Source organism: Nonomuraea sp. NPDC049607 (assembly GCF_040675375.1).
In the GTDB taxonomy this organism is placed as follows: Bacteria; Actinomycetota; Actinomycetes; order Streptosporangiales; family Streptosporangiaceae; genus Nonomuraea.
In genome coordinates this window covers 279,552-300,602 of record NZ_JBFAOV010000001.1, presented here as the reverse complement: position 1 = coordinate 300,602, position 21,051 = coordinate 279,552, and the positions used below count along the sequence as shown (strand labels likewise).

25 protein-coding genes are annotated in these 21,051 nt (G+C 70.3%); 11 read left to right on the top strand and 14 right to left on the bottom strand.

All coding sequences use genetic code 11. From position 1 onward, the window contains the following. Nucleotides 1-21: 21 nt before the first annotated feature. Entirely contained in the window at nt 22-255 is a 234-nt protein-coding gene (locus AB0J97_RS01490; protein ID WP_364083116.1) for a hypothetical protein, read from the top strand. Between the two features lie 167 nt (nt 256-422). On the opposite strand, the gene AB0J97_RS01485 is transcribed toward AB0J97_RS01490, so the two are convergent. The 3 genes from AB0J97_RS01485 to AB0J97_RS01475 form a co-directional block, all read right to left on the bottom strand. After that, nucleotides 423-1,016 (bottom strand): TetR family transcriptional regulator, encoded by a 594-nt coding sequence (locus tag AB0J97_RS01485; RefSeq protein WP_364083114.1) that lies wholly within the window; start codon nt 1,014-1,016, stop codon nt 423-425. Beyond that, nucleotides 1,013-2,380, bottom strand: coding sequence for a hypothetical protein (locus AB0J97_RS01480; RefSeq protein ID WP_364083111.1), 1,368 nt, complete (start codon nt 2,378-2,380; stop codon nt 1,013-1,015). Before AB0J97_RS01480 ends, AB0J97_RS01485 begins: the two co-directional genes overlap by 4 nt. A 293-nt stretch (nt 2,381-2,673) precedes the next feature. Beyond that, nucleotides 2,674-3,249 (bottom strand): DoxX family protein, encoded by a 576-nt coding sequence (locus tag AB0J97_RS01475; protein WP_364083108.1) that lies wholly within the window; start codon nt 3,247-3,249, stop codon nt 2,674-2,676. Between the two features lie 460 nt (nt 3,250-3,709). On the opposite strand from AB0J97_RS01475, the gene AB0J97_RS01470 reads away from it, so the two are divergent. Then, nucleotides 3,710-4,315, top strand: a complete 606-nt coding sequence (locus AB0J97_RS01470) for a hypothetical protein (protein ID WP_364083105.1) — start codon at nt 3,710-3,712, stop codon at nt 4,313-4,315. 135 nt (nt 4,316-4,450) lie between these two features. Here the strand turns inward: AB0J97_RS01470 and AB0J97_RS01465 are convergent, their stop codons facing one another. The 3 genes from AB0J97_RS01465 to AB0J97_RS01455 all read right to left on the bottom strand — a co-directional run bounded on the left by AB0J97_RS01465 (nt 4,451) and on the right by AB0J97_RS01455 (nt 6,479). After that, complete coding sequence (locus AB0J97_RS01465; protein WP_357692899.1) at nt 4,451-4,819, bottom strand: VOC family protein; 369 nt, start codon at nt 4,817-4,819, stop codon at nt 4,451-4,453. Between the two features lie 2 nt (nt 4,820-4,821). Beyond that, entirely contained in the window at nt 4,822-5,199 is a 378-nt protein-coding gene (locus tag AB0J97_RS01460) for a VOC family protein (protein ID WP_364083101.1), read from the bottom strand. A 164-nt stretch (nt 5,200-5,363) separates the two neighbouring features. Further along, entirely contained in the window at nt 5,364-6,479 is a 1,116-nt protein-coding gene (locus AB0J97_RS01455) for a S1 family peptidase (RefSeq protein ID WP_364083098.1), read from the bottom strand. A 164-nt stretch (nt 6,480-6,643) separates the two neighbouring features. Here AB0J97_RS01455 and AB0J97_RS01450 point away from each other — a divergent pair, with 164 nt between their 5' ends. Then, the gene (locus AB0J97_RS01450; RefSeq protein WP_364083095.1) at nt 6,644-7,195 is read left to right on the top strand and encodes a hypothetical protein; all 552 of its coding nucleotides are present in this window, start codon (nt 6,644-6,646) and stop codon (nt 7,193-7,195) included. Here AB0J97_RS01450 and AB0J97_RS01445 read toward each other — a convergent pair. After that, nucleotides 7,152-8,321 carry an MFS transporter gene (locus AB0J97_RS01445; protein WP_364083092.1) on the bottom strand — a complete coding sequence of 390 codons (1,170 nt, stop codon included), beginning with the start codon at nt 8,319-8,321 and terminating at the stop codon, nt 7,152-7,154. The genes AB0J97_RS01450 and AB0J97_RS01445 overlap by 44 nt on opposite strands. A gap of 162 nt (nt 8,322-8,483) precedes the next feature. Then, nucleotides 8,484-8,822, bottom strand: coding sequence for a helix-turn-helix domain-containing protein (locus AB0J97_RS01440; RefSeq protein WP_357692889.1), 339 nt, complete (start codon nt 8,820-8,822; stop codon nt 8,484-8,486). A 79-nt stretch (nt 8,823-8,901) separates the two neighbouring features. Here AB0J97_RS01440 and AB0J97_RS01435 point away from each other — a divergent pair, with 79 nt between their 5' ends. Both AB0J97_RS01435 and AB0J97_RS01430 read left to right on the top strand, forming a co-directional pair. Then, nucleotides 8,902-9,480 carry an NAD(P)H-dependent oxidoreductase gene (locus tag AB0J97_RS01435; RefSeq protein WP_364083089.1) on the top strand — a complete coding sequence of 193 codons (579 nt, stop codon included), beginning with the start codon at nt 8,902-8,904 and terminating at the stop codon, nt 9,478-9,480. 15 nt (nt 9,481-9,495) lie between these two features. After that, nucleotides 9,496-10,776 (top strand): TIGR04013 family B12-binding domain/radical SAM domain-containing protein, encoded by a 1,281-nt coding sequence (locus tag AB0J97_RS01430; RefSeq protein WP_364083086.1) that lies wholly within the window; start codon nt 9,496-9,498, stop codon nt 10,774-10,776. 99 nt (nt 10,777-10,875) lie between these two features. Here the strand turns inward: AB0J97_RS01430 and AB0J97_RS01425 are convergent, their stop codons facing one another. Then, nucleotides 10,876-11,106 (bottom strand): hypothetical protein, encoded by a 231-nt coding sequence (locus tag AB0J97_RS01425; RefSeq protein ID WP_357692883.1) that lies wholly within the window; start codon nt 11,104-11,106, stop codon nt 10,876-10,878. Nucleotides 11,107-11,149: 43 nt separating this feature from the next. Further along, nucleotides 11,150-11,659, bottom strand: a complete 510-nt coding sequence (locus AB0J97_RS01420; RefSeq protein ID WP_364083083.1) for a VOC family protein — start codon at nt 11,657-11,659, stop codon at nt 11,150-11,152. Nucleotides 11,660-11,722: 63 nt separating this feature from the next. On the opposite strand from AB0J97_RS01420, the gene AB0J97_RS01415 reads away from it, so the two are divergent. The 6 genes from AB0J97_RS01415 to AB0J97_RS01390 all read left to right on the top strand — a co-directional run bounded on the left by AB0J97_RS01415 (nt 11,723) and on the right by AB0J97_RS01390 (nt 17,452). Continuing rightward, nucleotides 11,723-12,172, top strand: a complete 450-nt coding sequence (locus AB0J97_RS01415) for a MarR family transcriptional regulator (protein WP_357692879.1) — start codon at nt 11,723-11,725, stop codon at nt 12,170-12,172. Between the two features lie 70 nt (nt 12,173-12,242). After that, nucleotides 12,243-12,431 carry a hypothetical protein gene (locus AB0J97_RS01410; protein ID WP_364083080.1) on the top strand — a complete coding sequence of 63 codons (189 nt, stop codon included), beginning with the start codon at nt 12,243-12,245 and terminating at the stop codon, nt 12,429-12,431. Between the two features lie 86 nt (nt 12,432-12,517). Next, complete coding sequence (locus AB0J97_RS01405) at nt 12,518-13,936, top strand: FGGY family carbohydrate kinase (RefSeq protein ID WP_364083077.1); 1,419 nt, start codon at nt 12,518-12,520, stop codon at nt 13,934-13,936. A 185-nt stretch (nt 13,937-14,121) separates the two neighbouring features. After that, entirely contained in the window at nt 14,122-14,805 is a 684-nt protein-coding gene (locus tag AB0J97_RS01400) for a DUF998 domain-containing protein (protein WP_364083074.1), read from the top strand. Nucleotides 14,806-14,861: 56 nt separating this feature from the next. Then, nucleotides 14,862-17,081: a nitrate- and nitrite sensing domain-containing protein gene (locus AB0J97_RS01395; RefSeq protein ID WP_364083071.1), complete on the top strand. Its 2,220-nt coding sequence runs from the start codon at nt 14,862-14,864 to the stop codon at nt 17,079-17,081. Continuing rightward, nucleotides 17,078-17,452 carry a DUF742 domain-containing protein gene (locus AB0J97_RS01390; protein WP_357692867.1) on the top strand — a complete coding sequence of 125 codons (375 nt, stop codon included), beginning with the start codon at nt 17,078-17,080 and terminating at the stop codon, nt 17,450-17,452. The genes AB0J97_RS01395 and AB0J97_RS01390 overlap by 4 nt, the downstream gene beginning before the upstream one ends. A 19-nt stretch (nt 17,453-17,471) precedes the next feature. Here the strand turns inward: AB0J97_RS01390 and AB0J97_RS01385 are convergent, their stop codons facing one another. Genes AB0J97_RS01385 through AB0J97_RS01370 form a run of 4 tightly spaced genes read right to left on the bottom strand, consistent with a single transcriptional unit; the run spans nt 17,472 to nt 20,899 of the window. Then, on the bottom strand, nt 17,472-18,044 hold the full coding sequence (locus AB0J97_RS01385; RefSeq protein ID WP_357692865.1) for an ATP/GTP-binding protein: 573 nt from the start codon (nt 18,042-18,044) through the stop codon (nt 17,472-17,474). Then, nucleotides 18,025-18,387 carry a DUF742 domain-containing protein gene (locus tag AB0J97_RS01380; RefSeq protein WP_364083067.1) on the bottom strand — a complete coding sequence of 121 codons (363 nt, stop codon included), beginning with the start codon at nt 18,385-18,387 and terminating at the stop codon, nt 18,025-18,027. The genes AB0J97_RS01385 and AB0J97_RS01380 overlap by 20 nt, the downstream gene beginning before the upstream one ends. Then, complete coding sequence (locus tag AB0J97_RS01375; protein ID WP_357692861.1) at nt 18,384-18,791, bottom strand: roadblock/LC7 domain-containing protein; 408 nt, start codon at nt 18,789-18,791, stop codon at nt 18,384-18,386. The genes AB0J97_RS01380 and AB0J97_RS01375 overlap by 4 nt, the downstream gene beginning before the upstream one ends. Next, nucleotides 18,788-20,899 (bottom strand): nitrate- and nitrite sensing domain-containing protein, encoded by a 2,112-nt coding sequence (locus AB0J97_RS01370; protein ID WP_364083064.1) that lies wholly within the window; start codon nt 20,897-20,899, stop codon nt 18,788-18,790. Before AB0J97_RS01370 ends, AB0J97_RS01375 begins: the two co-directional genes overlap by 4 nt. Nucleotides 20,900-21,051: the final 152 nt, after the last annotated feature.

Sequence of the window (21,051 nt, the reverse complement as noted above, 5' to 3'; positions counted from 1 at the left end):
ACGGCCGCCTGGAGCGAATTCGTGACCCGGACCAGTCGGTCCGACTATCAGCACCACCCGGCCGGCCTCGACATCGAAGCCGAGATCCGGATGACCGGGAGAACCCTCCGCAGTCATCAGCACAGACTTCCCGAGACGCTGTCCGATCAGGCGGAGGACAGCCACCAGGACATCCAACCGCTCCTGCCCCTGCAATTCTCTGAGGTCGACGTCGAAGTCAATGTACTGTGCCTGACCTGTTGTGGGATGACGTGAAGGACCTCTTCGACCCCGACGTCAACGGAACCTTGCCCGACGTGGTCGTAGAAGGAAACCCCCTGCTCGGAATCATCCCCGGCTTGGCGCCCATGGGCAGGGTTGAGCTCGTGGGCATGGCCGTGCTGTGCCGGCCGGCTCAAGGAGTGAAGGTTGTCGGGACAGCTCTAGTTCACGGAGCTTTCGAGATGGGCGAGCGCGCTGTCCAACAGCGCCGGAGCGTCCAACTCCGGGTCCTTGGCCCAGTCCAGCCAGACCGACAGCAGGATGCCGAACACCGCGCCTGCGACGGCCCGCACTCGGTCGTCGCGTTGCGGACGGCCCAGCCTGGCTGCGACCAGTTCGGTGAGCGTCTGCTTGGTCTGGGTGACGTTGGCGAGACTGGCCGCCCACAGCGAGGGGACGCTGAGCACCAGCGCCTGGCGCTCCTGCTTCGCGGCGACCTCTACGTCGGTCAGGTCGGTGAACACGGCCCGGAAGGCGTTGCGCAGCGCCGGCACCGGACCGAGTTCCGGCGGCTGGGCCGCGCACGCCTCGGCGATGAGGGTGTCGTAGTCATCGAGGGTGACCAACGCTTCCTTGGTCGGGAAGTAGCGGAACACCGTCCGGTGCGAGACGTCGGCCGCTTGGGCGATCTGCTCGACGCTGGTGGCGTCGTAACCCTGCTCGCGGAACAGGCGCAGCGCATGTCGCTGGATGGCGGCGCGAGTGCCGGCCTTCTTGCGCTCCCGCAGTCCGGGCTGCTGGGAATCTGACATCATGCGAAATCCTTCAGCGGGACGACCGTCCGATACTTTCCGCCGGGGGATTGCTGCGGCGGCTCCTCAGCGCGTTCCAGGATGACATGGTCCAGCTTGTGGTCGGCGAGCAGGCCGCCGATCGCGTCGAGCACCGCCCTCCACACCGTTTCCGGATCCGCCCCGGGCGAGGGCAGCATCCGTATGCGCAGGCTCGCCGGGCTGGTTTGGACGATCTGGTAGAGCTGGACTCCAGGCGTGCGGTCCACCAGGGTGTTGAGCATCAGCGGCGCGATGACGACCTCGCCCCGTCCGGTGGTGAACGTGAGCAGGTTGGCCACGCGTCCCTGTACCCGTATGGCCGGCAGGGGGTTGCCGCACGGACACGGGTCAGGCCGTTGCAGGACGCTGTCGCCGAGGTCGTAGCGCAGGATCGGCTGTACTCGGTTGGCCAGATCGGTCACCAGAACGGTGTGGGACGGCCTGCCCGGCGGGGTCGGGGAGTGGTCGGCTTCGACCGGTTCGACCAGGGCCCAGTCACTGTTGACGTGATACCACCCGTACGCGCAGCCCTCGGTGAGGAAGGGACACTCGCTGGCGCCGTAGGTGTCGCGGACCTTGGCTTCGAAGGCGCGGGCCATCCGCGCGTAGTCACCGCTGGTCAGCGTCTCGCCGGCGGGTTCGACCACCACCGGCGCGACGTGCAGCCGTCCCGACTCCTGCTCGGCGGCGAGCATGTTGAGGACGCTGCCGTAGCCGAGCAGCAGGGCGGGGCGGAACCGGTTGAGCGCCTCGACCAGTTCACCGAGAGGGGTGTGCACGGAGAAGAGACGGACGGCCTTGCGCTGTAGCCGATGTGCGCGCATGCGGGCGGCGCCGGCCGAGACCAGGAAATGGCCGTTCGTCGCGGCCACGATGGCCATCCGTCCGCCGCCGGCCACGATCCGGGTGAGGTCGGCGAGGTCCAGCCAGGACCCCATCATCCGCATGCTGAGGGCGTAGTTGACGGCGATGTCGCGATCGTCCTTGACGAAGATCGCGGGGTTTCCTGTGGTGCCCGAGGTGGTGACCAGCAGGTATCGGTCGAGGAATCGTCCACCGACCAGTTGCGGATCTGCGGCGAAGGCGCGCGCCCGTGCCAGCGTCACCTCGCGGTCGGTGGCCCAATCGTCGTAGTGCGCCATCAGCGCCTTCTTGTCGGTGACGGGCAGCGATGCGGAGTCGTCGATGTCGGGAGGCAGGCCGCTGTAGAGATCGCGGTAGTAGGGCGAGTTGGTGCGGGCGTATTCGACGATCTCGGCGAGCCGCCGTCGCTGGACTGCTGCCCACTCGTGGCGCCTTCTGGTGCGGTGTGCGTCTCGCAGCAGCCGTGGAATGGTGTCCTTCATGCCGAGTATTGTGTCACATGAATGTCAAATGTTAGTCGAATGACAGATTTGATGGCGCGGGAGACTGTGCTTCGAGCCCGGTGGCACTGTTGAAGGGGGCAAACCCGTTCCAGGAAGACCGTGTCCTGAGCGGTGGTGCCGCGCGTTGCCAAGGGCGGCTTGGCGGCAACCAGCCGGGGTTCAGATCCTCCGCAGGTGAAAGGCCCTCTCGCCGCGTCCGGCGGAGGGCCTTTCGAGTTTCCGGCGTCCGGGTTGCAATGGCTACGTCAGCGAAGCCCTCGATCCGTCGGTGATCAGAACTGGGCGTTGGTCATCGTGTACCACGTCGGGGCGAACGTCAGCAGGGCGAGTGCGACCAGGACCGCGATCGCGGTGAGTACGCGTGGTGTGGTGAGGGCGGCGGAGGAGACGGGCCGCAGCTTCCATCGTCCGGCCGTGATGAACGCCGCGACGCCGCCCAGCAGGAGATTGGCGGGCACCAGTTCGTATTCGCCGCGGATGATGTGGAAACCGGCCGCGAGGATCATCGTCAGCGTCAGGCCGGCGGCGGCGAGAGGCGTCAGCATCGGCTTGACCTTCGTCATCGACGGCAGGATCAGGCCGACGCCGCCGAGCACCTCGACGATCCCGATGAAGACGATCAGGGACTGAGGCACCGCCGCGTACCAGGCCACGGCCCGGGGAGCTGCTGCGAACAGGATGTCGTCGTACATCAGCACCTTGCCGAAGCCACTGCCGGCGAAGAAGAAGCCCCACAACGCTTGGAGTGCCCAGAGTGCGCCGTTGAGGGTGAATCGCGTTCCGCGCGCCTTGGGCTGCTGCTCGATGTCCTTGACGCTGAGGACGTTCTCGCTGACGTGGTGGCTCATGTCCTGTCACTGCCTTTCCTGATCGCATTCACGGGGGAACTCGCCGGCTCTTCGTGCCTTCGTCAGCACGTGGCATCGGTACGTGGTGACGGGCACATCCGAGCACGGGAGCGAGGTCGCGCGCATCGTCCGTGGGACAGGGTGGGACACGTGAGACGCGGTCTGCCTGCGGAAACGCGAGTTTCACCGCGACCGCAGAGCGGGACGGTTCCTGCGCGGGCGTACCGCTCGGCGGTGGTCGGTCGGGTTCGGCCGAGGGATTTCCTGGACGGTACGGAGGGGCCATGCGTTGCCCGGAGGTCGGACCTCCGCACTTCCTCTGGGGGCACGACGCAGCACCGGCTCGGCCGATGCCCGTCTCCGACTGTGAAGGTACGTTCGCCTCACGCACCACGCGTTCCTGTCGGTCGCATGTCGCGCAAATGATCACCGGTGGGATCGTGTCGTACACTCTCGCCGCATGCGGCTGAAGGTGATCTTGACGCTGTTCGCTCTCTACGCTGTGACGGCGGTGCCCGTGAGCATGCCGGGCGAATGGCGAGTGATCGTGCAACCGGCGGCAGGTGACGCTGCGGAGGTGTACTACAAACTCAGGTCGTCAATGCCTCGGTGGTACGTGAGCCTCGGGCCGTTCAGTCAGGCCATCCAAATCGCTGAGCGGCGGGCCGAGACCCATCCGTACGATCTGGCCCCGCCCTACCTCCTGTACGCGCCGTATCGGCTCGTCGCCCCCTACGTCACGCCCCGAGGGCAGGAGCTGGCTTCCTTGCCCATCTCAGGAGTGGACCGGTCATACGGGAGACCGGACCCGTACCGGATCGTGCCGCAGGTTCGGCCGGTGAGGAACAGTGAAGCGGCGCTGACCGCCTTGACGGAGGACAGGGAACATGGCCGGCCGATCGACGAACCCGAGGTCTTGGCGATGTTCATCGAACCTGAGCTCAATCGGATCGTCGTCGAGACGAACACGTTCAGCCAGGATCTACGCCGCAGGCTGGCCAGGCGTTATGGCGCTCTCGTCACCATCGACTGGGATCCCTTGAGGCGACCCATGCAGTTGCTCTGAGCGGCAGCGGACGCTCGTGGCACGCCGCCGTGGCTTTCGCGCAGGTTCTTACGTGGCAGATCTGATCGGAATGTACTGGCCTGGCTGGGGAGGAGCCTGTGAGCCGACCCCAGCCCGAGGCCGCTGGTGCGGGTGTCAGTCCTGGAGGACGGACAGGATGTTGCCCGAGGGGTCGGTGAACCAGGCGATCAGGGGGCCGCCGCCGCGGAAGATGCCCTTCTCGTCGGTCTTCAGGTGGTCGTAGCGCTGGAACCGCACGCCTCGGGACGTGAGGTCGTCGACGGCCTGTTCGATGTTCTCGACGGGGAAGTTGAGAATGGTGAAGGTCGCCGGGACGTGGTCGGGTTTGGGGTAGATCAGGATGTCGGTGCCGCCGGTGATGTGCAGGGTGAGCAGGCCGTTCGACTCCGAGACCTCCAGCCCCAGGGTGTCGCCGTAGAACGCCTTCGCGGCGGCCAGGTCGTTGACGGAGAATCCGCTGAACGCCTTCGTCTTGCCGAACATCGTCACATCGCCTTCCGGTGGTCTTCGCTGAGCTGGATGATCTGGACGTAGTTGCCGTCGGGGTCGATCGCCGTGGCGAACAGGCTGCCGTCGCGGTCTTCGAGCTCGGCCAGCCATGACACGCCCGCCTCCTCCATCCGGGCGGCGATCGCGCGCGCGTCGGGGACGTCGAAGTTGAGTATCACCCGTCCGGGCTCGGGATTCTTGTCCGCCACGTCGGCCCGGGTGTCGATGATCAGGTGGAAGTCGCCGAACTTCAGCACGCCGTAATGGGTGACGTCGGTGTCGGACTCGGGGTCGAGGGCCGTGGTGTACCAGGCGCGTAGTCGGGCCGGGTCGGTGCTGGCCAGGAGCAGGCTGTTCAGGTTGGGGCGCGTCATCGCTGCCTCCTTGCGGTCGGGTACGGCGGAAGGGATCCGCTTCCGGGAGGGCAGACTCGACCGGGGAGGAAAACTCATCGGTGCCGGGCGCTCGGCTTCACGGGAGGTGCCGTGTGTTCGGGGTCGCACGAGTGCCGCGTGTGCGCGGGCGCGGGTGGGGGAGGTCAGGCGGTGCGGAGGGTCAGGCCGTACGCGCTGAGGATCTCGTTGACGGGCTGGAAGTACGTCGTGCCGCCGGTGCTGCAGTTGCCGGAGCCGCCCGACGTCACGCCCTGGGCCTGGCCGCCCGAGATGAACGGTCCGCCTGAATCGCCCGGTTCGGCGCACACGTTGGTGCGGGTCAGGCCGTAGACGGTGCCCTGGGCGTACGTGATGGTGGCGTTGTGCTGCTGGACGGTGCCGCAGTGCCAGCCGGTGGTCGGGCCGGCACGGCACACGGACGCGCCCACCGTCGCCGGGAGCGAGCCGCGTACGGTCACCAGCGACCCGCCGGGACCGCGGACGTACGGCTGCGCGGTGTGCCCGGGGGTGGCGACCCACGCGTAGTCGTTGACCGGGAAGGACGAGCCCTGGAAGGTGCCGGGCGGGGACGTCACCAGGTCGCCGGTGTGGCCGCAGTGGCCCGCGGTGACGAAGCCGGGGACGCTGCCCTTGGTGACCGAGAAGCCGATCGTGCAGCGCGTCGAGCCGACGTAGAAGGGGTCGCCGCCGATGATGTCGCCGTACGTGCGGGGGAGCTCGGCGGCCGGCGACACCGCGACGGCCGTGCTGCGGGCCGCCGCCACCAGGGCCGCCGCGACCTGGCCCCCGGGGGCCGACGACGCCTCGGTGGGCGAGGGTTCCGGCCGGGGGACCTGGAGGACGACGCGGTTGGCGCGGACGTCGGCGTACCAGAGGGCGGGGCCGGTCCGGAGGCGGCGGGCGGCCCGGTCCAGGCGTTGGACGACGGCGTCCAGCTCCGACAGCGAGTGCCGCACGACGACAGGGCGCGCCCCCCGGACCGAGATCGCGGCGGTCCGGGCGGGGTCGGTGGTGGCGACGACGAGGGCGGAGGCGTCCTCGGTCAGCCATGACCCGGCGTAGGAGTCGCCCAGCGAGGCGGTCAGTTCGGCCTCCAGGGCGGCGGCATGTCGTTCGCTCGCCAGCCGGGCGATCACCTGGGACTCCGAGAGGCCGAGGTCGCGCGAGAGCGCCTCGATCACGGGGCCGGGCGTCGGAGGGCCGGGGTTGGCCAGGCAGGCGGCCACGATGGTGGCGCCCGCCACTGCACAGCGAAACATGCCGCCGCTCCTCGATGGGGGGTTCTGTCACGGTAACCGCTGACAGACAAATGAGGAGATACCAAATGTTTCCTATTAAGGCGATATGCCCGACCTTCCGGCCAGCGGCCACAAATGGAGATTTTTCATCCTAAAGTTGTAACCGGTGGTATGTCGGTATCGTATTGGGCCTGGAGGTGTTCCCTATGGGTAATGGTGTTCGTCATTTCGCCGGGGCCGCGGTCGGAGTGGCCGCGATCCCGTTGATCGCGGCCGGTCTTCTGTACGGACCCCGCGCGACCACGTCCGGCTTCGACTGGACGGTCGAGTGGACGGCGGCCGCGGCGTTGGCCGGAACCGCGCTCCTCATCGGCGTCCTGGCCGGTTCCCGGATTTCTCCGGTCGCCTCACTGCTGCCCGGTCTGGCTTTCACGGCCCTGGCCGTGGCGTCGCTCGTACGGGCCGCCACGGGAGGCGACCGCAGAATGGGATTCGATCTGGTGCCCGCCGATTATCTGGACGCGTACGCGGCATTGCTGAATACCTGGTCTTTGATGATCGGCGGCATTCTGCTGGCCGCCTCCATGTTCCCGTCCCGCTGGCGGGCGCGCCGGGGCGGGGCGGGGGCTCCCGAGAAGGAGGGGGAGGAGCCGCCGCCGCTGCCCAAGCGCGTCCCGTTCGCGTCGAAGAGGATCACATCGGCGCGACCCGCTCCCGGGCCAGCCACAGGGCGATGACCACGTACGGCAGGACCAGGAGGGCGAACGTGGTCCCGTGGGAGAGGAACGGCGAGCCCGCGCCGTAGGCGGTGTAGACGGCCAGGGTGACCACGTTCGTGCCGAGCCCGGCCACCGACGTCACGGTGGCCCGCTGGTCGCCCGAGACGCGTTCCTGCAGTCGTGCGTCGGCCACCACGCCGGCCATCTGGAACGCCCCGAAGGAGACGGCGACCAGCGCGAACCCGGCCGGATGCGGGATCAGCGCGCCCACCGCCATGGCCGCGGCCGCCAGCGCCAGGACCAGCGCGAACTGCCGCCCGGTCAGGCGCTGGGCGGGCCCCGCCAGCAGGCCGCCCGCCGCGGCCCCGACCCAGACGGCCAGGACGAGCAGGGGCACGGCCGTCCTGGGCGCGCCGGTCTCGGCGGCCAGGAAGGGGACGTACTCCTCCAGCGCACCCCAGATCGCCGTGACGACGGAGATCAGGACGATCGCTTCGAGCACGTTCCGATCGGTACGGGCCTCCGCGACACCGGCCCGCAGAACCGCGAGATACCGCCCACCCGAATCCCCGGACAGACCGGACGAACCCGCTACCGCCCGACGACGTTCAGGCAGCGTCAACGCCGTACCGGCACACAAGAGACAGGCCACCACACTGGCCACCCCCACCGCCGGATATCCGCCGACCGCGAAGACGGGCGTGGCAAGGGCGATCGCCGACGCCGCGGCGACGATGCCGAGCGAATGGGCCCTGCCCATGATCGCGGCGTACCGCGCCTGGAGGCCCCGGTGTTCGAGCTCCTCGTACGCGAGCGCCTCGAAGGCGCCCGAGACGAGCGCGCCCTCGGCCCCCCACAGCACGAAGCCCAGCGCGAAGGCCCAGTAGGACGGGAAGAGCACCCACAACGCGAAGCCGGCGCCGGCCAGCAGCGGGCCCAGGAACAGCAGCAGGCGGCGGGACATCGTGTCGGCCCAGGCGCCGGAGGGGATCTCCAGCACCATGCCGGTCACGGACCAGATGACGAACAGCGAGGACGTCTCGGCCACCGAGAGCCCGGAATCGGTGAACAACAGCGTGTACACCGGGTAGAGCAGGACGAACTCGCCGAGGAACGTGTAGACGTAAAGCTTGGGGACGAACATGCGACCCTCTCGGAAGAGGCGGACAGGGACTCCGTCTGGTGCTCGGCACCTCGGAGGCCCGCGCGCGCTTCTTCCGCGTCGGCCGCTGGTGGTTCATCAATGTCGCCAGTGCATGCCCGGGAGTCTAACCCCCGGCCCGCCTCCGGCGCTCGCCCGTATTCGCTAGGCGGACCTGGCCGGCTCCTCGGGCAGCGGGATCCACTTGTGCGCCCAGGTGACCAGCTCGTCGAGCACCGGGCGCAGCTCCTGGCCCATCTCCGTGAGGTGGTACTCGACCCGCACCGGCGACGTGGGCAGCACGCGCCGCTCGACGAGCCCGGCGGACTCCAGCTCGCGCAGCCGGCGGGCCAGCATCGTGTCGTTGATGCCGGGGATGGCCGCCTTGAGGTCGGCGTAGCGGTGGGCGCCCTTGAAGATCATGTGGATCACGGCTCCCGACCAGCGGGCGCCGATCAGTTCGAGTGCGACGTGGAACCGGACGCAGACGGAATGGGGGCTCACGGGGACGATCCTAGCATTTGCTAAGAAATGTTTAGCTACTCAATAATGTTGAGGTATCAACCACCTGAGGGAGGACCCCATGGACAAGCCAGTCCTGCAGATCATCGTCGCCAGCACCCGTCCCGGCCGCGCCGGACGCGAGGTCGCCGAGTGGTTCAGGAGCCGTGCCGTCGCCTCCGGCCACTTCGACGTCGAGCTGGTCGACCTGGCCGAGGTGGGCCTGCCGTTCCTCGACGAGCCGAACCACCCCAAGCTCAAGCAGTACGTGAACGCCCATACCAAGGAGTGGAGCGCCACCGTGGACCGGGGCGACGCCTTCGTGTTCGTGACCCCCGAGTACAACCACAGCTTCACGGCCGTGCTGAAGAACGCCCTGGACTACCTGCACCACGAGTGGCAGCACAAGGCGGCGGGGTTCGTCAGCTACGGCGGGATCTCCGGCGGCACCCGGGCGGTGAACGGCCTGCGGCAGGTCGTCAGCACACTGAAGATGATCCCCGTGGTCGAGGCCGTCAACATCCCCTTCTACCAGCAGTTCATCGCCGAGGACGGCACCGTGGCGCCCAACGACGTGATGACCGCCGCCGCCGACGCCATGCTGGCCGAGCTGGCCAAGCTCACCGGCGCGCTGCGTCCCATGCGGCTGGCCTCCGCCTGAGCTACGCTGCCGGTCGTGGCGCTGGCAGTCGATGTGGTGGTCCGTTACCGCAAGGCGGTGACGTACGGCGTGCACGCGGTGCTCGCCGCCCTGGAGGCCTCGGGCGTGCAGCACCGGCAACTGCTGGGCGTCACCCCGGAGGAGACGGCGGCCCACATCGCGGCGAGCCGGGCCGACCGGGTGCTCGTGCTCTGGTCGTTCTACTCGCCCGACGCCGAGGCCATGGCCGCCGAGCTGGCCACCGTCCGGTCGCTCAGCGACGGCCGGGGGCTGCACATCGCCGGCGGGGTGCACGCCACCGCCGAGCCGCAGCAGGTCATCGACGCCGGCTGGGACCTGGCCGCGATCGGCGAGGGCGAGTCCACGATCATCGCCCTGGTCGAGGCGCTGCGGCGGGACGAGCCGCTGACGACCGTGCCCGGCCTCGCGGTCAAGGACGGCGACGGCGTCGCCCTCAGGACGCGTCCGGCCCCGCAACTGCCGCTCGACGCGTTCCCGTCGTTCCTGGGGCGCAAGGGGCCGATCGAGATCACGCGGGGGTGCCGGTACACGTGCCGGTTCTGCCAGACGCCGTTCATGTTCGGCGGCCAGTTCCGCCACCGGTCGGTGGCGAGCGTGCGCGCGCACGTCAAGGGCATGGTGGAGCAGGGGCTGCGTGACGTGCGGTTCATCACGCCGACCTCGCTCTCCTACGGCTCGCCGGGCCCCGACCCGGATCTCGGCGCGGTGGAGGAGCTGCTGGCGGGGGTCAGGGAGGAGCTGCCGCCGCACGGCCGGGTGTTCTTCGGCAGCTTCCCGTCCGAGGTGCGGCCCGAGCACGTCACGCCCGAGGCCATGCGGCTGCTCAAGCGGTACGTGGCCAACGACAACCTGATCATCGGCGCCCAGTCGGGGTCCGACCGGGTGCTGGCCGCCTCGGGCCGGGGGCACGACACCTCGCCCGTGCGCGACGCCGTGAGGATCGCCGTCGAGCACGGCTTCAGGCCGAACGTCGACTTCATCTTCGGCATGCCGGGGGAGTCGGAGGAGGACCAGCGCCAGTCGCTCGTGCTGGCCGGAGATCTGGCCGAGCTGGGCGCCCGCATCCACACGCACACGTTCATGCCGCTGCCCGGCACGCCGTGGCGGGACGCCGAGCCGGCGTTCATCCCGCTCACGACCATGCGCGAGCTCGACAGGCTGGCCCAGCGCGGCGACGCGTACGGCCACTGGCGGCGCCAGGCCGAGCACTCGGCCCGGCTGGCCGAGACGGCCAAGGCCTACCCGCGCCGCACCCGCCGCCGCAGAACAGACTGACGACCGGCGCCCAGGCCACAGGACGGCTCGCCCGGCCCGTGACAGCCCGGCCCCGGCCACAGGACGGCTCGCCCGGCCCGGCCGTGCCGGCGGGCCCGGTCAGTCGTCGTCGCCGAGCCGGTCGAGGGCGCGGTTGATGGAGTCGCCGAGCGGTCGCAGCACCTCGGAGAGCGCCTCGGCGAGCGGGGTCAGGATCTCCGTCACCTCGCCGAGCAGGTCGGGCGACTTGTGCTCGGGCGGCGCCCAGCGCATGGCGTCCGCGCTCAGCGTCTCCCATTCGTCCACGACGCCGTCGATGGCGTCGAGGACGTGATCCGGATCGTTTGGCATGACCCTCTCCGGAACAAATCGGTCGGATACCTGCCACGGTACGTCAGGCCGGGATCGACACCCCTACCCCGCCCCGGGTCTGAGCGCCGTACCGCTCCTTGTCGGCGGCCAGGTCGAGCGGGCGGATGGCGGACCGGGCGGCCAGCGTCTCGTCCGTGATGAGCGAGGCGGGCACCAGCCAGGAGACCTCGAACTCCAGCCCGTCGGGGTCCTTGGCGTACAGCGCCTTGGTGGTCCCGTGGTCGGAGGCGCCGACGAGGGAGTTCAGCTCGCTCAGCGTGACCGCGATGCGCTCCAGCTCGTCGAGCGTGTCGACCTCCCACGCCAGGTGGTAGAGCCCGACGGCGGTGCGGCCGGCGGTCGAGGGGCCGGCGCCCTCGCCGATCTCGAAGAGCCCGAGGTCGTGATCGTTGCTGGAGCCGGGGGCCTGGAGGAACGCGGCGCCGCGCATGCCCATGACCACCTCGAACCCGAGCGCCTCCCGGTAGAAGGCCACGCTGCGCTCCACGTCACGGACGTAGAGGACCGCGTGGTTGAGCCTGTGGACCGGCATGGTCGTCCCCTTTCACCTGTTTCTCCCGGTCAGAGTATATGAGAGTTCAACTAAAATGAGAGGGTGACCCGATGGCTGGATCCGGACGAGCAGCAGACCTGGCGCCACTTCCTGGCCGCCGGCCAGCTCATCAACGAGGCGCTGGACCGGCAGCTCCAGCGCGAGGCGGGCATGCCGCACACCTACTACATGATCCTGGTGGCGCTGTCGGAGGCGCCGAAGCGGGCGATGCGCATGAGTGAGCTGGCCGCCAGGGCCCAGAGCTCCCAGAGCCGCCTCTCGCACGCCGTGGCCCGCCTGGAGGAGCGCGGGTGGGTGCGCCGTGAGCGCTGCCCGGCCGACGGCAGGGGCAACGTCGCCGTCCTGACGGACGAGGGATTCGCCACGCTGGCCGCCGCCGCGCCCGGCCACGTCGAGGAGGTGCGCCGGAGCCTGTTCGACGTCCTCAGCCCCGAGCAGGTGCGGGAACTCGGCGCGATCTGCTCGGCCGTACGGGACACGCTGGAGCGGTAGCGAGCGAACTGTCGTGGCCAGGCCGTAGCCTCTCCCGGTAGCCGACGAGGCCCGAACGAGGGGATTGCCGATGCACGACACCGAAGAGGCGCTGTTCCGGATGGTCCACGGCATCGCCGGGCTGATGGCGGGTCAGCCCGTGCCCGTCGTCATGGAGGCGTTGCTGCGCCACCTGCCCAAGGCTCCAGGTCTCGAGGTGGCGGAGATCCGCAAGATCGCCGAGGAGATCAGCGTCGGCCGCGACCCCTCGGGGCTGTGAATCGCCCTAAAATGCTCCTTAATGTCACTCCCGGACGCGGATACCATCTCAACCATCTCGCCCTGGAGCAGGCATAAGGAGTTCGGGTGACGCTGGTCGCTGGGGTTGATTCCTCCACGCAGAGCTGCAAGGTCGTCATTCGTGACGCCGAGACGGGCGCGCTGGTCAGGCAGGGCCGCGCCGCCCATCCGGCCGGCACCGAGATCCACCCCTCCCACTGGTGGGCCGCGCTGCTGCGGGCCGTCGAGGAGGCCGGCGGGCTCGCCGACGTCGCGGCCGTCAGCGTGGCCGGGCAGCAGCACGGCATGGTCTGCCTCGACGAGGCGGGAGACGTCGTGCGCGACGCCCTGCTCTGGAACGACACCCGATCCGCCCGGTCCGCCGCCGACCTGGTGGCGGAGCTGGGCGGGCCGGGGGCCTGGGCCGAGGCGGTCGGTTCGGTGCCCGTCGCCTCGTTCACCGTGACCAAGCTGCGGTGGCTGGCCGAGCACGAGCCGGGCAACGCCCGCCGCACGGCGGCGGTCTGCCTGCCGCACGACTGGCTGACCTGGCGGCTGGCGGGTGCGTTCGCCCTGGGCGGCGACCTCGCGGCCTGGCACGACGCGCCCCCGCCGCCGCTCGACCTGCTCGCCACCGACCGCGGCGACGCCTCGGGCACCGGCTACTGGTCCCCGGCGACCGGCGCCTACCGCACCGACCTGCTCAAGGCCGCCTTCGGCGCGGTCCCGCTGCTGCCCCGCGTGCTGGGGCCCGCCGACCGGGCGGGCGACCCGGCCTCCGCCGGGCCGCTGCTCGCGCCGGGCACCGGCGACAACATGGCGGCCGCGCTGGGCGTCGGGGCCGGGCCGGGTGACGTGGTGGTCTCGCTCGGCACGTCCGGCACGGTGTTCGCGGTCGCGGAGACGCCGAGCGCCGACCCCACCGGCGCGGTCGCCGGGTTCGCCGACGCCACCGGGCGCTTCCTGCCGCTGGTGTGCACGCTCAACGCCGCGCGGGTCCTCGACGCCGCCGCCGGGCTGGCCGGGGTCGGCCTCGACGAGCTGAGCGACCTCGCGCTCCAGGCCCCGCCGGGGGCCGGCGGGCTGACGCTGGTGCCCTACCTGGAGGGGGAACGCACCCCCAACAGGCCCACCGCCACGGGCTCGGTCCTGGGGCTCACGCTGGCCACCTCGACCCCGGCCCACCTGGCCCGCGCGGCCGTCGAGGGCATGCTGTGCGGCCTCGCCGACGCCCTCGACGCGCTCGGCACGCGGCCGGAGCGGGTGCTGCTGATCGGCGGCGCGGCCCGTTCCGAGGCAGTACGCCGTGTCGCGCCGACCGTCTTCGGCGTGCCGATCGCGGTGCCGCCGCCCGGCGAGTACGTCGCCGACGGCGCCGCCCGCCAGGCCGCCGCCCTCCTCACGACCCCCGACTGGCGGACCGAGGACACCGCGACCTACGACGCCCCGGCCGTCCCGGAGATCCGCGCCCGCTACGCCAGGGCCACGTCCCACGTGCTCGACTAGCGGCGACGCGGGACGACCCCGGGGGGAGGCCGGGAGGGACTCAGGGTCGGAGTCAGGGACGGGTCGGGGGCGGCGCCTGATGTGCCGCCATGCCTGGGCGCGGGAGAGTTGGGCACATGACCGCAGTGCCGAACAGCAGAGTGAGAGTCGCGAGAGCGCCCTGGAGCGTGAGCCTGAGGGCCCTCATGACCCCGGCGAGGCTCTACCCCCTGATCGCCTGTGCATCGATCGTGTTCTCGGTGGTCGCGATCCTGGTCGGTCACTTCGGGCCCGACCCCTACCTCGACCCCATGAACGTGACCATCAGCGAGTACGCCGTGACCGACCGCGGGGGCGTCACGGAGGTCGCGATGGCGGTGCTCGGGATCGGGTCGCTCGCGCTGCTGGCCGCGCTGAGGAGGATGGGGGCGCCGATCCGGGGGTTGCCGGAGAAGTTGCTCATCGTGTGGTCGGCGGCGCTGGTCGTGGCGGCGGTCATCCCGACCGTCCCCCTCGGCCTCGATCTCGACCTCGCGGCCCAGGTTCACCGGTACGTGTCGATCGCCGCGTTCGTGAGCCTCCCGGCCGCCGGGGCCCTGCTGGTGCCCAGGCTGACCGCGGACGTCCACTGGAAGCCCGTCGCGCGGGCCGTGGAGTGGGTGGCCCTGGCGGGCGGGTTCGGGCTGCTGGCGATCACGTACGTGGCCCTGCCGGGGGAGCGGGTCATGATCGGGCTGGTCGAGCGGCTGCTGCTGGGCGCCGAGGTGTCGTTGCTCGGCCTGCTGGCGGCGTGGGCGCTGTGGCTCACGTGGGCCCCGCCCCGCGCCCCGAAGCACCCTGTAGACGCAAATTTCCCGACATATCACAGATTTATCGCTAGTCGATCTTAATCCCGTCTGTTTCGATGCTATTCTCTCCCGCGATCTTCTATGCGGGAGCAGGTGTCATGGCATCGGGCAGATCCATCCGATTCAAGATCTCGACGCTGCTCGTCATCCCCTTGATCTCCCTGGTCGCGCTCTGGGGCTTCGCCGCGAGCACGACCACGGGTGAGGCGCTGAACCTCTTCAAGATCGATGCGATCTGGGGGAGCGTGATCAACAACGCCGACGACCTGGTCTCCAGCCTCCAGACCGAACGCCTGGCCTCCGCCGAACGCGTCGCGGGCACGGCGACCGAGCAGGCGGCCCTGTCCAAGGCCCGCGCCAAGGTGGACGCCAGCAGGAAGACCCTGCGCGAGCAGGGCCTGGCGGAGGACGTCCAGTCGGCCATGACCGAGGACATGAAGAAGCAGTTCCAGGTCGTGCTGGAGACCGTGGACCGGCTCCCCGAGGTCAGACGCAAGGTCGACGAGCGCCGGCTCACCCCCGGCAACTTGGTCACCGAGTACGCCAAGGTCTCCGACGAGGTCCACCTGCTGTACTCCAGGCTGACCGTCAGCACCGACCTCGAACTCTCCCTCCAGGCCCACGGCCTGATCGCGGCAGACGAGGTGCGCGAGCTGCTCAGCCGCGAGAACGCCCTGCTCGTCGGCTCCAACGGCCGTCCCTCGATGCACGACGTGCACCTGCTGGCCGGCATCGACGGCACCCGCACGTTCCTGTTCCCGAAGGCGCTGGCCAACCTCGACACCGAGCTGCGGGCGCCGTTCGAGAAGCTGTTCTACTCCTCCAGGTACATCACCATGGAGAGCCTGCTGCGGAGCTTCGTCGCGGGCCAGCCGGCGGACATGGACCTGTGGCGCGGCATCGCCGACCAGGTGCTCAAGGACTACAGCGAGGCCGTCTGGGGCACCGGTGAGAAGCTGCTGAACCGGATGCAGCCGGCCGGCGTGGTCATCGTGGTCAGGGCCGCGATCGCGGGCGCGCTGGGGCTCATCGCGGTGGCCTTCTCGATCTTCATCTCCGTCCGGGTGGGCCGCAGGATCACCAGGGAGCTGGCCACGCTCCGCCGTACGGCGCTGGACCTGGCCGAGGTCAGGCTCCCCGACGTGGTGGCGAAGCTGCGTACCGGCGAGCGGGTGGACATCGAGTCCGAGGCGCCGCCCATCAAGGTCGGCGGCGACGCCACCAGCGAGGTCGCCGACCTCGCCGCGGCCTTCGACAGCGTACAGAGCACCGCCGTGGACGCCGCCGTCGAGCAGGCCAGGCTGCGCGAGGGCGTGGCCGAGGCGCTGCGGAACCTGGCCAGGCGCAGCCAGTCGCTGCTCCAGCGCCAGCTCCGGATGCTGGACGAGATGCAGCGCCAGACCGAGGAGCCCGAGGCCCTGGAGCGCCTGTTCCGGCTCGACCACCTGACCACCCGCATGCGCCGCCACGCCGAGGGCCTGGTGCTGCTCTCGGGCGGCACGGCGGGCCGCAGGTGGCGCGGCGTCATCCCGGTCGAGGACGTGCTGAGCGGCGCCGCCGCCCAGGTCGAGGAGTACACCCGGGTCCGCGTCTACCCGATGCCCGAGTGCGGCGTGTCCGGCTCGGCCGTGGCCGACCTCATGCACCTGTTCGCCGAGCTGATCGAGAACGCGACGTCGTTCTCCTCGCCCGCCAACGAGGTCTCGGTGCGCGGTGAGATGGTCGGCAGGGGCTTCGCGGTCGAGATCGAGGACCGCGGCCTCGGCATGGACGAGGAGACCCGCAGGGTCATCAACGACCGGCTGGCCAGCCCGCCCGAGTTCGACCCCGCGCAGACCGAGCGGCTGGGGTTCGCGGTGGTCGGCATGCTGGCCGCCAGGCACGGCATCAAGGTGACGCTCAAGCTGTCCCCGTACGGCGGCACGACCGCCATCGTGCTCGTGCCGGGATCGCTGGTCGAGCCCATGACGACCCCGGCGCGCCCGCTGGAGTTCGAGCCCGTCTCCGTCCTCCGGGCCGACCGGCCGATGGACGCGGGGGAGATGACCGGGCCGGGCGAGCTGCCGCGCCGGGTCCGTACCAGCAAGCGCGCGGGACCCGCCGCGGTCGAGGATCCCGAGCTGCCACGCCGCGAACGGCAGACGAACCTGCCGCAGCGGCAGCGGCTCAGGCAGGCGCCCTCTCCCGTGCCGGCGTCCCCGGTTCCCGTGGCGGAGGAGCGTTCCCCTGAGGAGGCCAGGGCGCTGCTCTCCTCACTCCAGTCCGGATGGCAGCGGGGGCGGCAGGACAGCGACCAGGATGGGGGTTCCCGACCGTGAGCCGCGAGCACGAGTGGGTTGACGAGGAGGCCGGGCCCGTCGTCCGGCCGTACGCCGTGGCGCGGGGGCGCACCAGGCCCTCGTCCCCGGCCCTCGATCTGCTGGCGACCGTCGTCTCGACGGGACGGCCCGCGCCGGCCAAGGCCGAGCTGAGCGGCCAGCACCGGCGGCTGATGGGCTGCCTGTCCGGCCGGTCCAGGCCGGTCGCCGAGGTCGCCTCGGAGCTCGGGCTGCCCGTGGGCGTGATCCGCGTGCTGCTCGGCGACCTGCTGGAGTACGACCTGATCGACGTGCGCCCGCCGCGCGACAAGACCGCCACCCCGACGGAGAGCCTGCTCCGCGAGGTGATCAACGGGCTGCGCGCGCTGTAGCCCGGCGACGGGCCGCGCGCTAGTTCGCGGCGGTGAGCGTCCGCAGGGAGTGCTCGACCAGGGTGATCATCACTTCCTTGGCCGAGGCCCTGCGCCGCACGTCGCACAGCATCACGGGGACGTCGTCGTCGAGGTCCAGCGCGATGCGCACGTCGTCCACGCTGTGCTGGGCGGTGCCCTCGAAGCAGTTGACGGCGACGACGAACGGCGTGCCGCGCTGCTCGAAGTAGTCCACCGACGGGAAGCAGTCGGTCAGCCGCCGGGTGTCGGCGATCACGACCGCGCCCAGCGCGCCGTAGGACAGCTCGTCCCACATGAACCAGAACCGTTCCTGGCCGGGCGTGCCGAACAGGTAGACGACCAGTCCGTCGCGGATCGTGATGCGGCCGAAGTCCATCGCCACGGTGGTGGTCGTCTTGCCCTCCACGCCGTCGAGGTCGTCGACCCCGATCCCGCGGTCGGAGAGCACCTCTTCCGTGCGCAGCGGCTTGATCTCGCTGATCGACCCGACCAGGGTGGTCTTGCCGACGCCGAACCCGCCCGCGATGAGGATCTTCAGCGCGACGGGGTCCTCAGAGAGCACGGAGTCCATTGATCACTTCCTTGAGAATGCGCTCATTGGAACGCGACCCCGTTGCCGAGGGCGACGTCACCGAGATGAGGCCGTGGTCACGCATGTCGCCGAGCAGCACCCGGACGACGCCTACGGGCAGGTCGAGCTCGACGGCCAGGTCGGCCACGGAGATCGGGCTCCGCGCCGCCCGCAGGATGAGCTGCTGTTCCGGACCGAGGTCGTCCGCCTGGTCGGCGAGCGCGCGCACGGTCGAGACGAGGTCGAAGGCGTCGCCCGACGAACGCGTCCGGCCCCGGATGAGGGCGAAGGGCCGGACGACGGGCCCGGCCTCCTCGTCGTACCAGCGAGGGGCGTCGGTCATGCCGTTCCCGCGCGCGGGTTGGTGGTGATGTGCTGGCCCACCCGCTTGACCAGCATCGCCATCTCGTACGCGATGTGCCCGACGTCGACGTTCGCCTCCGCGATCACGGCCAGGCAGGTGCCCTGTCCGGCCGCGGTGACGAACAGGAACGCGCTCTCCATCTCCACGATGGTCTGGCGCACGTCGCCGCCGCCGAAATGGCGTCCGGTGCCCCGGGCCAGGCTCTGGAAGCCCGCAGCCACGGCCGACAGGTGCTCGGCGTCCTCGCGGGTCAATCCCTTGGAGTACCCGACGGCCAGGCCGTCGGTGGAAAGGATGACCGCCTGGCGGACGGCGGCGACCCTGGTTGCCAGGTCGTCGAGCAGCCAGTTCAGCTCACCGGTGTTGGTGGTTTGCGCAGTCATGCGTCCCCCTTGCTCATGGGCTCCTCCTCAGAGGCTTCTTCTCGGGCACGTTGGGTTCCCCGTTGGAACGCGGAGAACAGGTCGCGTACCTCGTCGGGAGAGCGTTCGGTCTGCGGCTCCGGCTCCGGCGGTTCGTCCTTGAGCTGCGGCGCCAGGTTCGCCTGGCGCACGCGCCTGGGCAGTCCGGCGTGGGTGCCCGAGGTGACCACCGCGAGCGCCTTCTTCGTACGGCTCGGCAGCTCCTGCGGCCGGTCGTCGCCGCCGCCCGCGGTCAGCGCGGCCGGCTCGGTCACCAGCGAGCGGGGGACGAGCACGATGGCCGCGGTGCCGCCGTAGGGCGAGCGGCGGAGCTGGACCTTGACGCCGTGGCGTTCGGCCAGCCTGGCCACCACGAACAGGCCGAGCCGGTCGCTGTCGGCCAGGTCGAACTCGGGCGGCGCGGCCAGCAGCTTGTTGGTCGCGGCGTACTCGACCGCCGACAGCCCGAGCCCCTTGTCCTCGATCTCGATGGCGTAGCCGTTGCTGACCAGGTCGCCGCGGATCTGGACCACGGTGTCCGGCGGTGAGTAGATGGTGGCGTTCTCGACCAGTTCGGCCACGAGGTGCGTGAGGTCGGCCGCGGACCCGCCGTCGACAGCGCCGTCCGGCATGGCCTCGACGTTGACCCTCGTGTAATCCTCGACCTCGGCGACCGCGGCCCGGACGATGTCGATCACGGGCACCGGTCTGCGCCAGGCCCGCGCGGGGGCCGACCCGGACAGGATCATCAGGCTCTCGGCGTGCCGACGCATGCGGGTGGTCAGGTGGTCGAGGCGGAAGAGCTCCTCCAGCCGGTCGGGGTCGTGCGTGCGGCGCTGCATGCCGTCGAGCAGCCCGAGCTGCCGGTGCAGCAGGCCCTGCTTGCGCCTGGCGAGGTTGAGGAAGACCTGGCCGACCCCGCGGCGCAGCGCGGCCTGCCCGACGGCCGCCGTCACCGCCGTGCGCTGCACGGAGGCGAAGGCCCTGCCCACGTCGGTGATCTCCGCCGATCCGCTCACCCTGATGGCCCTGGCCTCCTTCCGCACGTCAACGTCCTCGCCCTTGCGCAGCCTGTCCACGACGTCGGGCAGGCGCACCTCCGCCAGCTCGATCGCGGCGGTGCGCAGCCCGTAGAGCTCGCCCGCCAGGCGCCGACCGAAGCGTACAGAGATGATGATCGACGCGAGCACCGCTATCAACCCGAGGCCGCCCGCGACGGCGATCTTGACGATCGTGCCGGTCGCGCCCTTCGCGGTCCGGGCGGCCAGCGCCTTGGCGGCGGCCGCGCTGTCGCGGTCCAATTCGGTGGTGAGCCGGTCCACCGCGCTCTTCCACGCCTCGGCGTCGGCGGGCGGCGTCCCGGTCTTGACGACCCTGGCCTCCATCGAGGCGAACGTGAGGAACGGCTGGGACGCGAACGCCTGCTCGTACGGCCTGCGCAGCGGCACGTCGAGCCCGGCCAGGCCGCGGGCGTGCAGGAACTTCCTGGAGGCGGCGTACTCGGTGAAGGCCGACCGCTCGGGCTCGGTCAGCCGCCTGTCCACCAGGGCGCCGACGATGAGGGCGTGCTCCCTGGCGATGTACTCCCTGGCGCCGCCCATGGCCTGCAACGAGGAGGCCTGCTGGAAGACGCTGAGGTCGGAGACGGAGATCAGGTGGTCGTAGAGCGAGAAGACGGTGTCGAGCACCTGGTTGTAGGCGTCCAGGCCGGCCAGGCGGGAGCTGAGGCCGCCGTCGATGTCGGCGCGGATGGAGCTGAGCCGGTCGAGGTGGGAGGTCAGGGCTTCGAGCGGTATCCGGAGGTCGTCGCCGATCGCGTCGCCCGCCTCGGTGACGGCCTCCTCGAAGTCGGCCGCCGCGCTGTCGGTGCGGGCCCGCTGCGCGCCCAGGTCCTCGGTGAGTTCACGGGTGGTGAGCGCCTCCGCGGAGCGCACCCGTTCGGCCTGGAGCTGTACGCCCAGGTCGGTGGAGGTGACGCCGAGCGTCTCGTAGAGCGTGTCGGCCCGGAGGAGTGACTGTGCGTCGCCCATGGTCAGGTTGAGGACGAAACCCCACAGCGCACTGAGAGACAGGAGGGGTAGCAGCAGCAATAAAAAGATCTTGAACCGAATTGACCGGTTTCGCGAGCCCATGTCCCAACCTCGAGTCGGGGGCATTTCCACACCTTGTGTAAATACACCTCCGGAAGATCGCACAGGAGACTAGCACCGTTTATGGTTCCGGCGCAGTGGGAGGAACAGGA

Excerpts from the sequence above, each read along its gene's own strand:
- AB0J97_RS01485 (WP_364083114.1), bottom strand. The coding sequence starts at position 1,016 with ATGATGTCAGATTCCCAGCAGCCCGGACTGCGGGAGCGCAAGAAGGCC.
- AB0J97_RS01480 (WP_364083111.1), bottom strand. The coding sequence starts at position 2,380 with ATGAAGGACACCATTCCACGGCTGCTGCGAGACGCACACCGCACCAGA.
- AB0J97_RS01475 (WP_364083108.1), bottom strand. The coding sequence starts at position 3,249 with ATGAGCCACCACGTCAGCGAGAACGTCCTCAGCGTCAAGGACATCGAG.
- AB0J97_RS01470 (WP_364083105.1), top strand. The coding sequence starts at position 3,710 with ATGCGGCTGAAGGTGATCTTGACGCTGTTCGCTCTCTACGCTGTGACG.
- AB0J97_RS01465 (WP_357692899.1), bottom strand. The coding sequence starts at position 4,819 with ATGTTCGGCAAGACGAAGGCGTTCAGCGGATTCTCCGTCAACGACCTG.
- AB0J97_RS01460 (WP_364083101.1), bottom strand. The coding sequence starts at position 5,199 with ATGACGCGCCCCAACCTGAACAGCCTGCTCCTGGCCAGCACCGACCCG.
- AB0J97_RS01455 (WP_364083098.1), bottom strand. The coding sequence starts at position 6,479 with ATGTTTCGCTGTGCAGTGGCGGGCGCCACCATCGTGGCCGCCTGCCTG.
- AB0J97_RS01445 (WP_364083092.1), bottom strand. The coding sequence starts at position 8,321 with ATGTTCGTCCCCAAGCTTTACGTCTACACGTTCCTCGGCGAGTTCGTC.
- AB0J97_RS01435 (WP_364083089.1), top strand. The coding sequence starts at position 8,902 with ATGGACAAGCCAGTCCTGCAGATCATCGTCGCCAGCACCCGTCCCGGC.
- AB0J97_RS01425 (WP_357692883.1), bottom strand. The coding sequence starts at position 11,106 with ATGCCAAACGATCCGGATCACGTCCTCGACGCCATCGACGGCGTCGTG.
- AB0J97_RS01420 (WP_364083083.1), bottom strand. The coding sequence starts at position 11,659 with ATGCCGGTCCACAGGCTCAACCACGCGGTCCTCTACGTCCGTGACGTG.
- AB0J97_RS01410 (WP_364083080.1), top strand. The coding sequence starts at position 12,243 with ATGCACGACACCGAAGAGGCGCTGTTCCGGATGGTCCACGGCATCGCC.
- AB0J97_RS01400 (WP_364083074.1), top strand. The coding sequence starts at position 14,122 with ATGACCCCGGCGAGGCTCTACCCCCTGATCGCCTGTGCATCGATCGTG.
- AB0J97_RS01395 (WP_364083071.1), top strand. The coding sequence starts at position 14,862 with ATGGCATCGGGCAGATCCATCCGATTCAAGATCTCGACGCTGCTCGTC.
- AB0J97_RS01385 (WP_357692865.1), bottom strand. The coding sequence starts at position 18,044 with ATGGACTCCGTGCTCTCTGAGGACCCCGTCGCGCTGAAGATCCTCATC.
- AB0J97_RS01380 (WP_364083067.1), bottom strand. The coding sequence starts at position 18,387 with ATGACCGACGCCCCTCGCTGGTACGACGAGGAGGCCGGGCCCGTCGTC.
- AB0J97_RS01375 (WP_357692861.1), bottom strand. The coding sequence starts at position 18,791 with ATGACTGCGCAAACCACCAACACCGGTGAGCTGAACTGGCTGCTCGAC.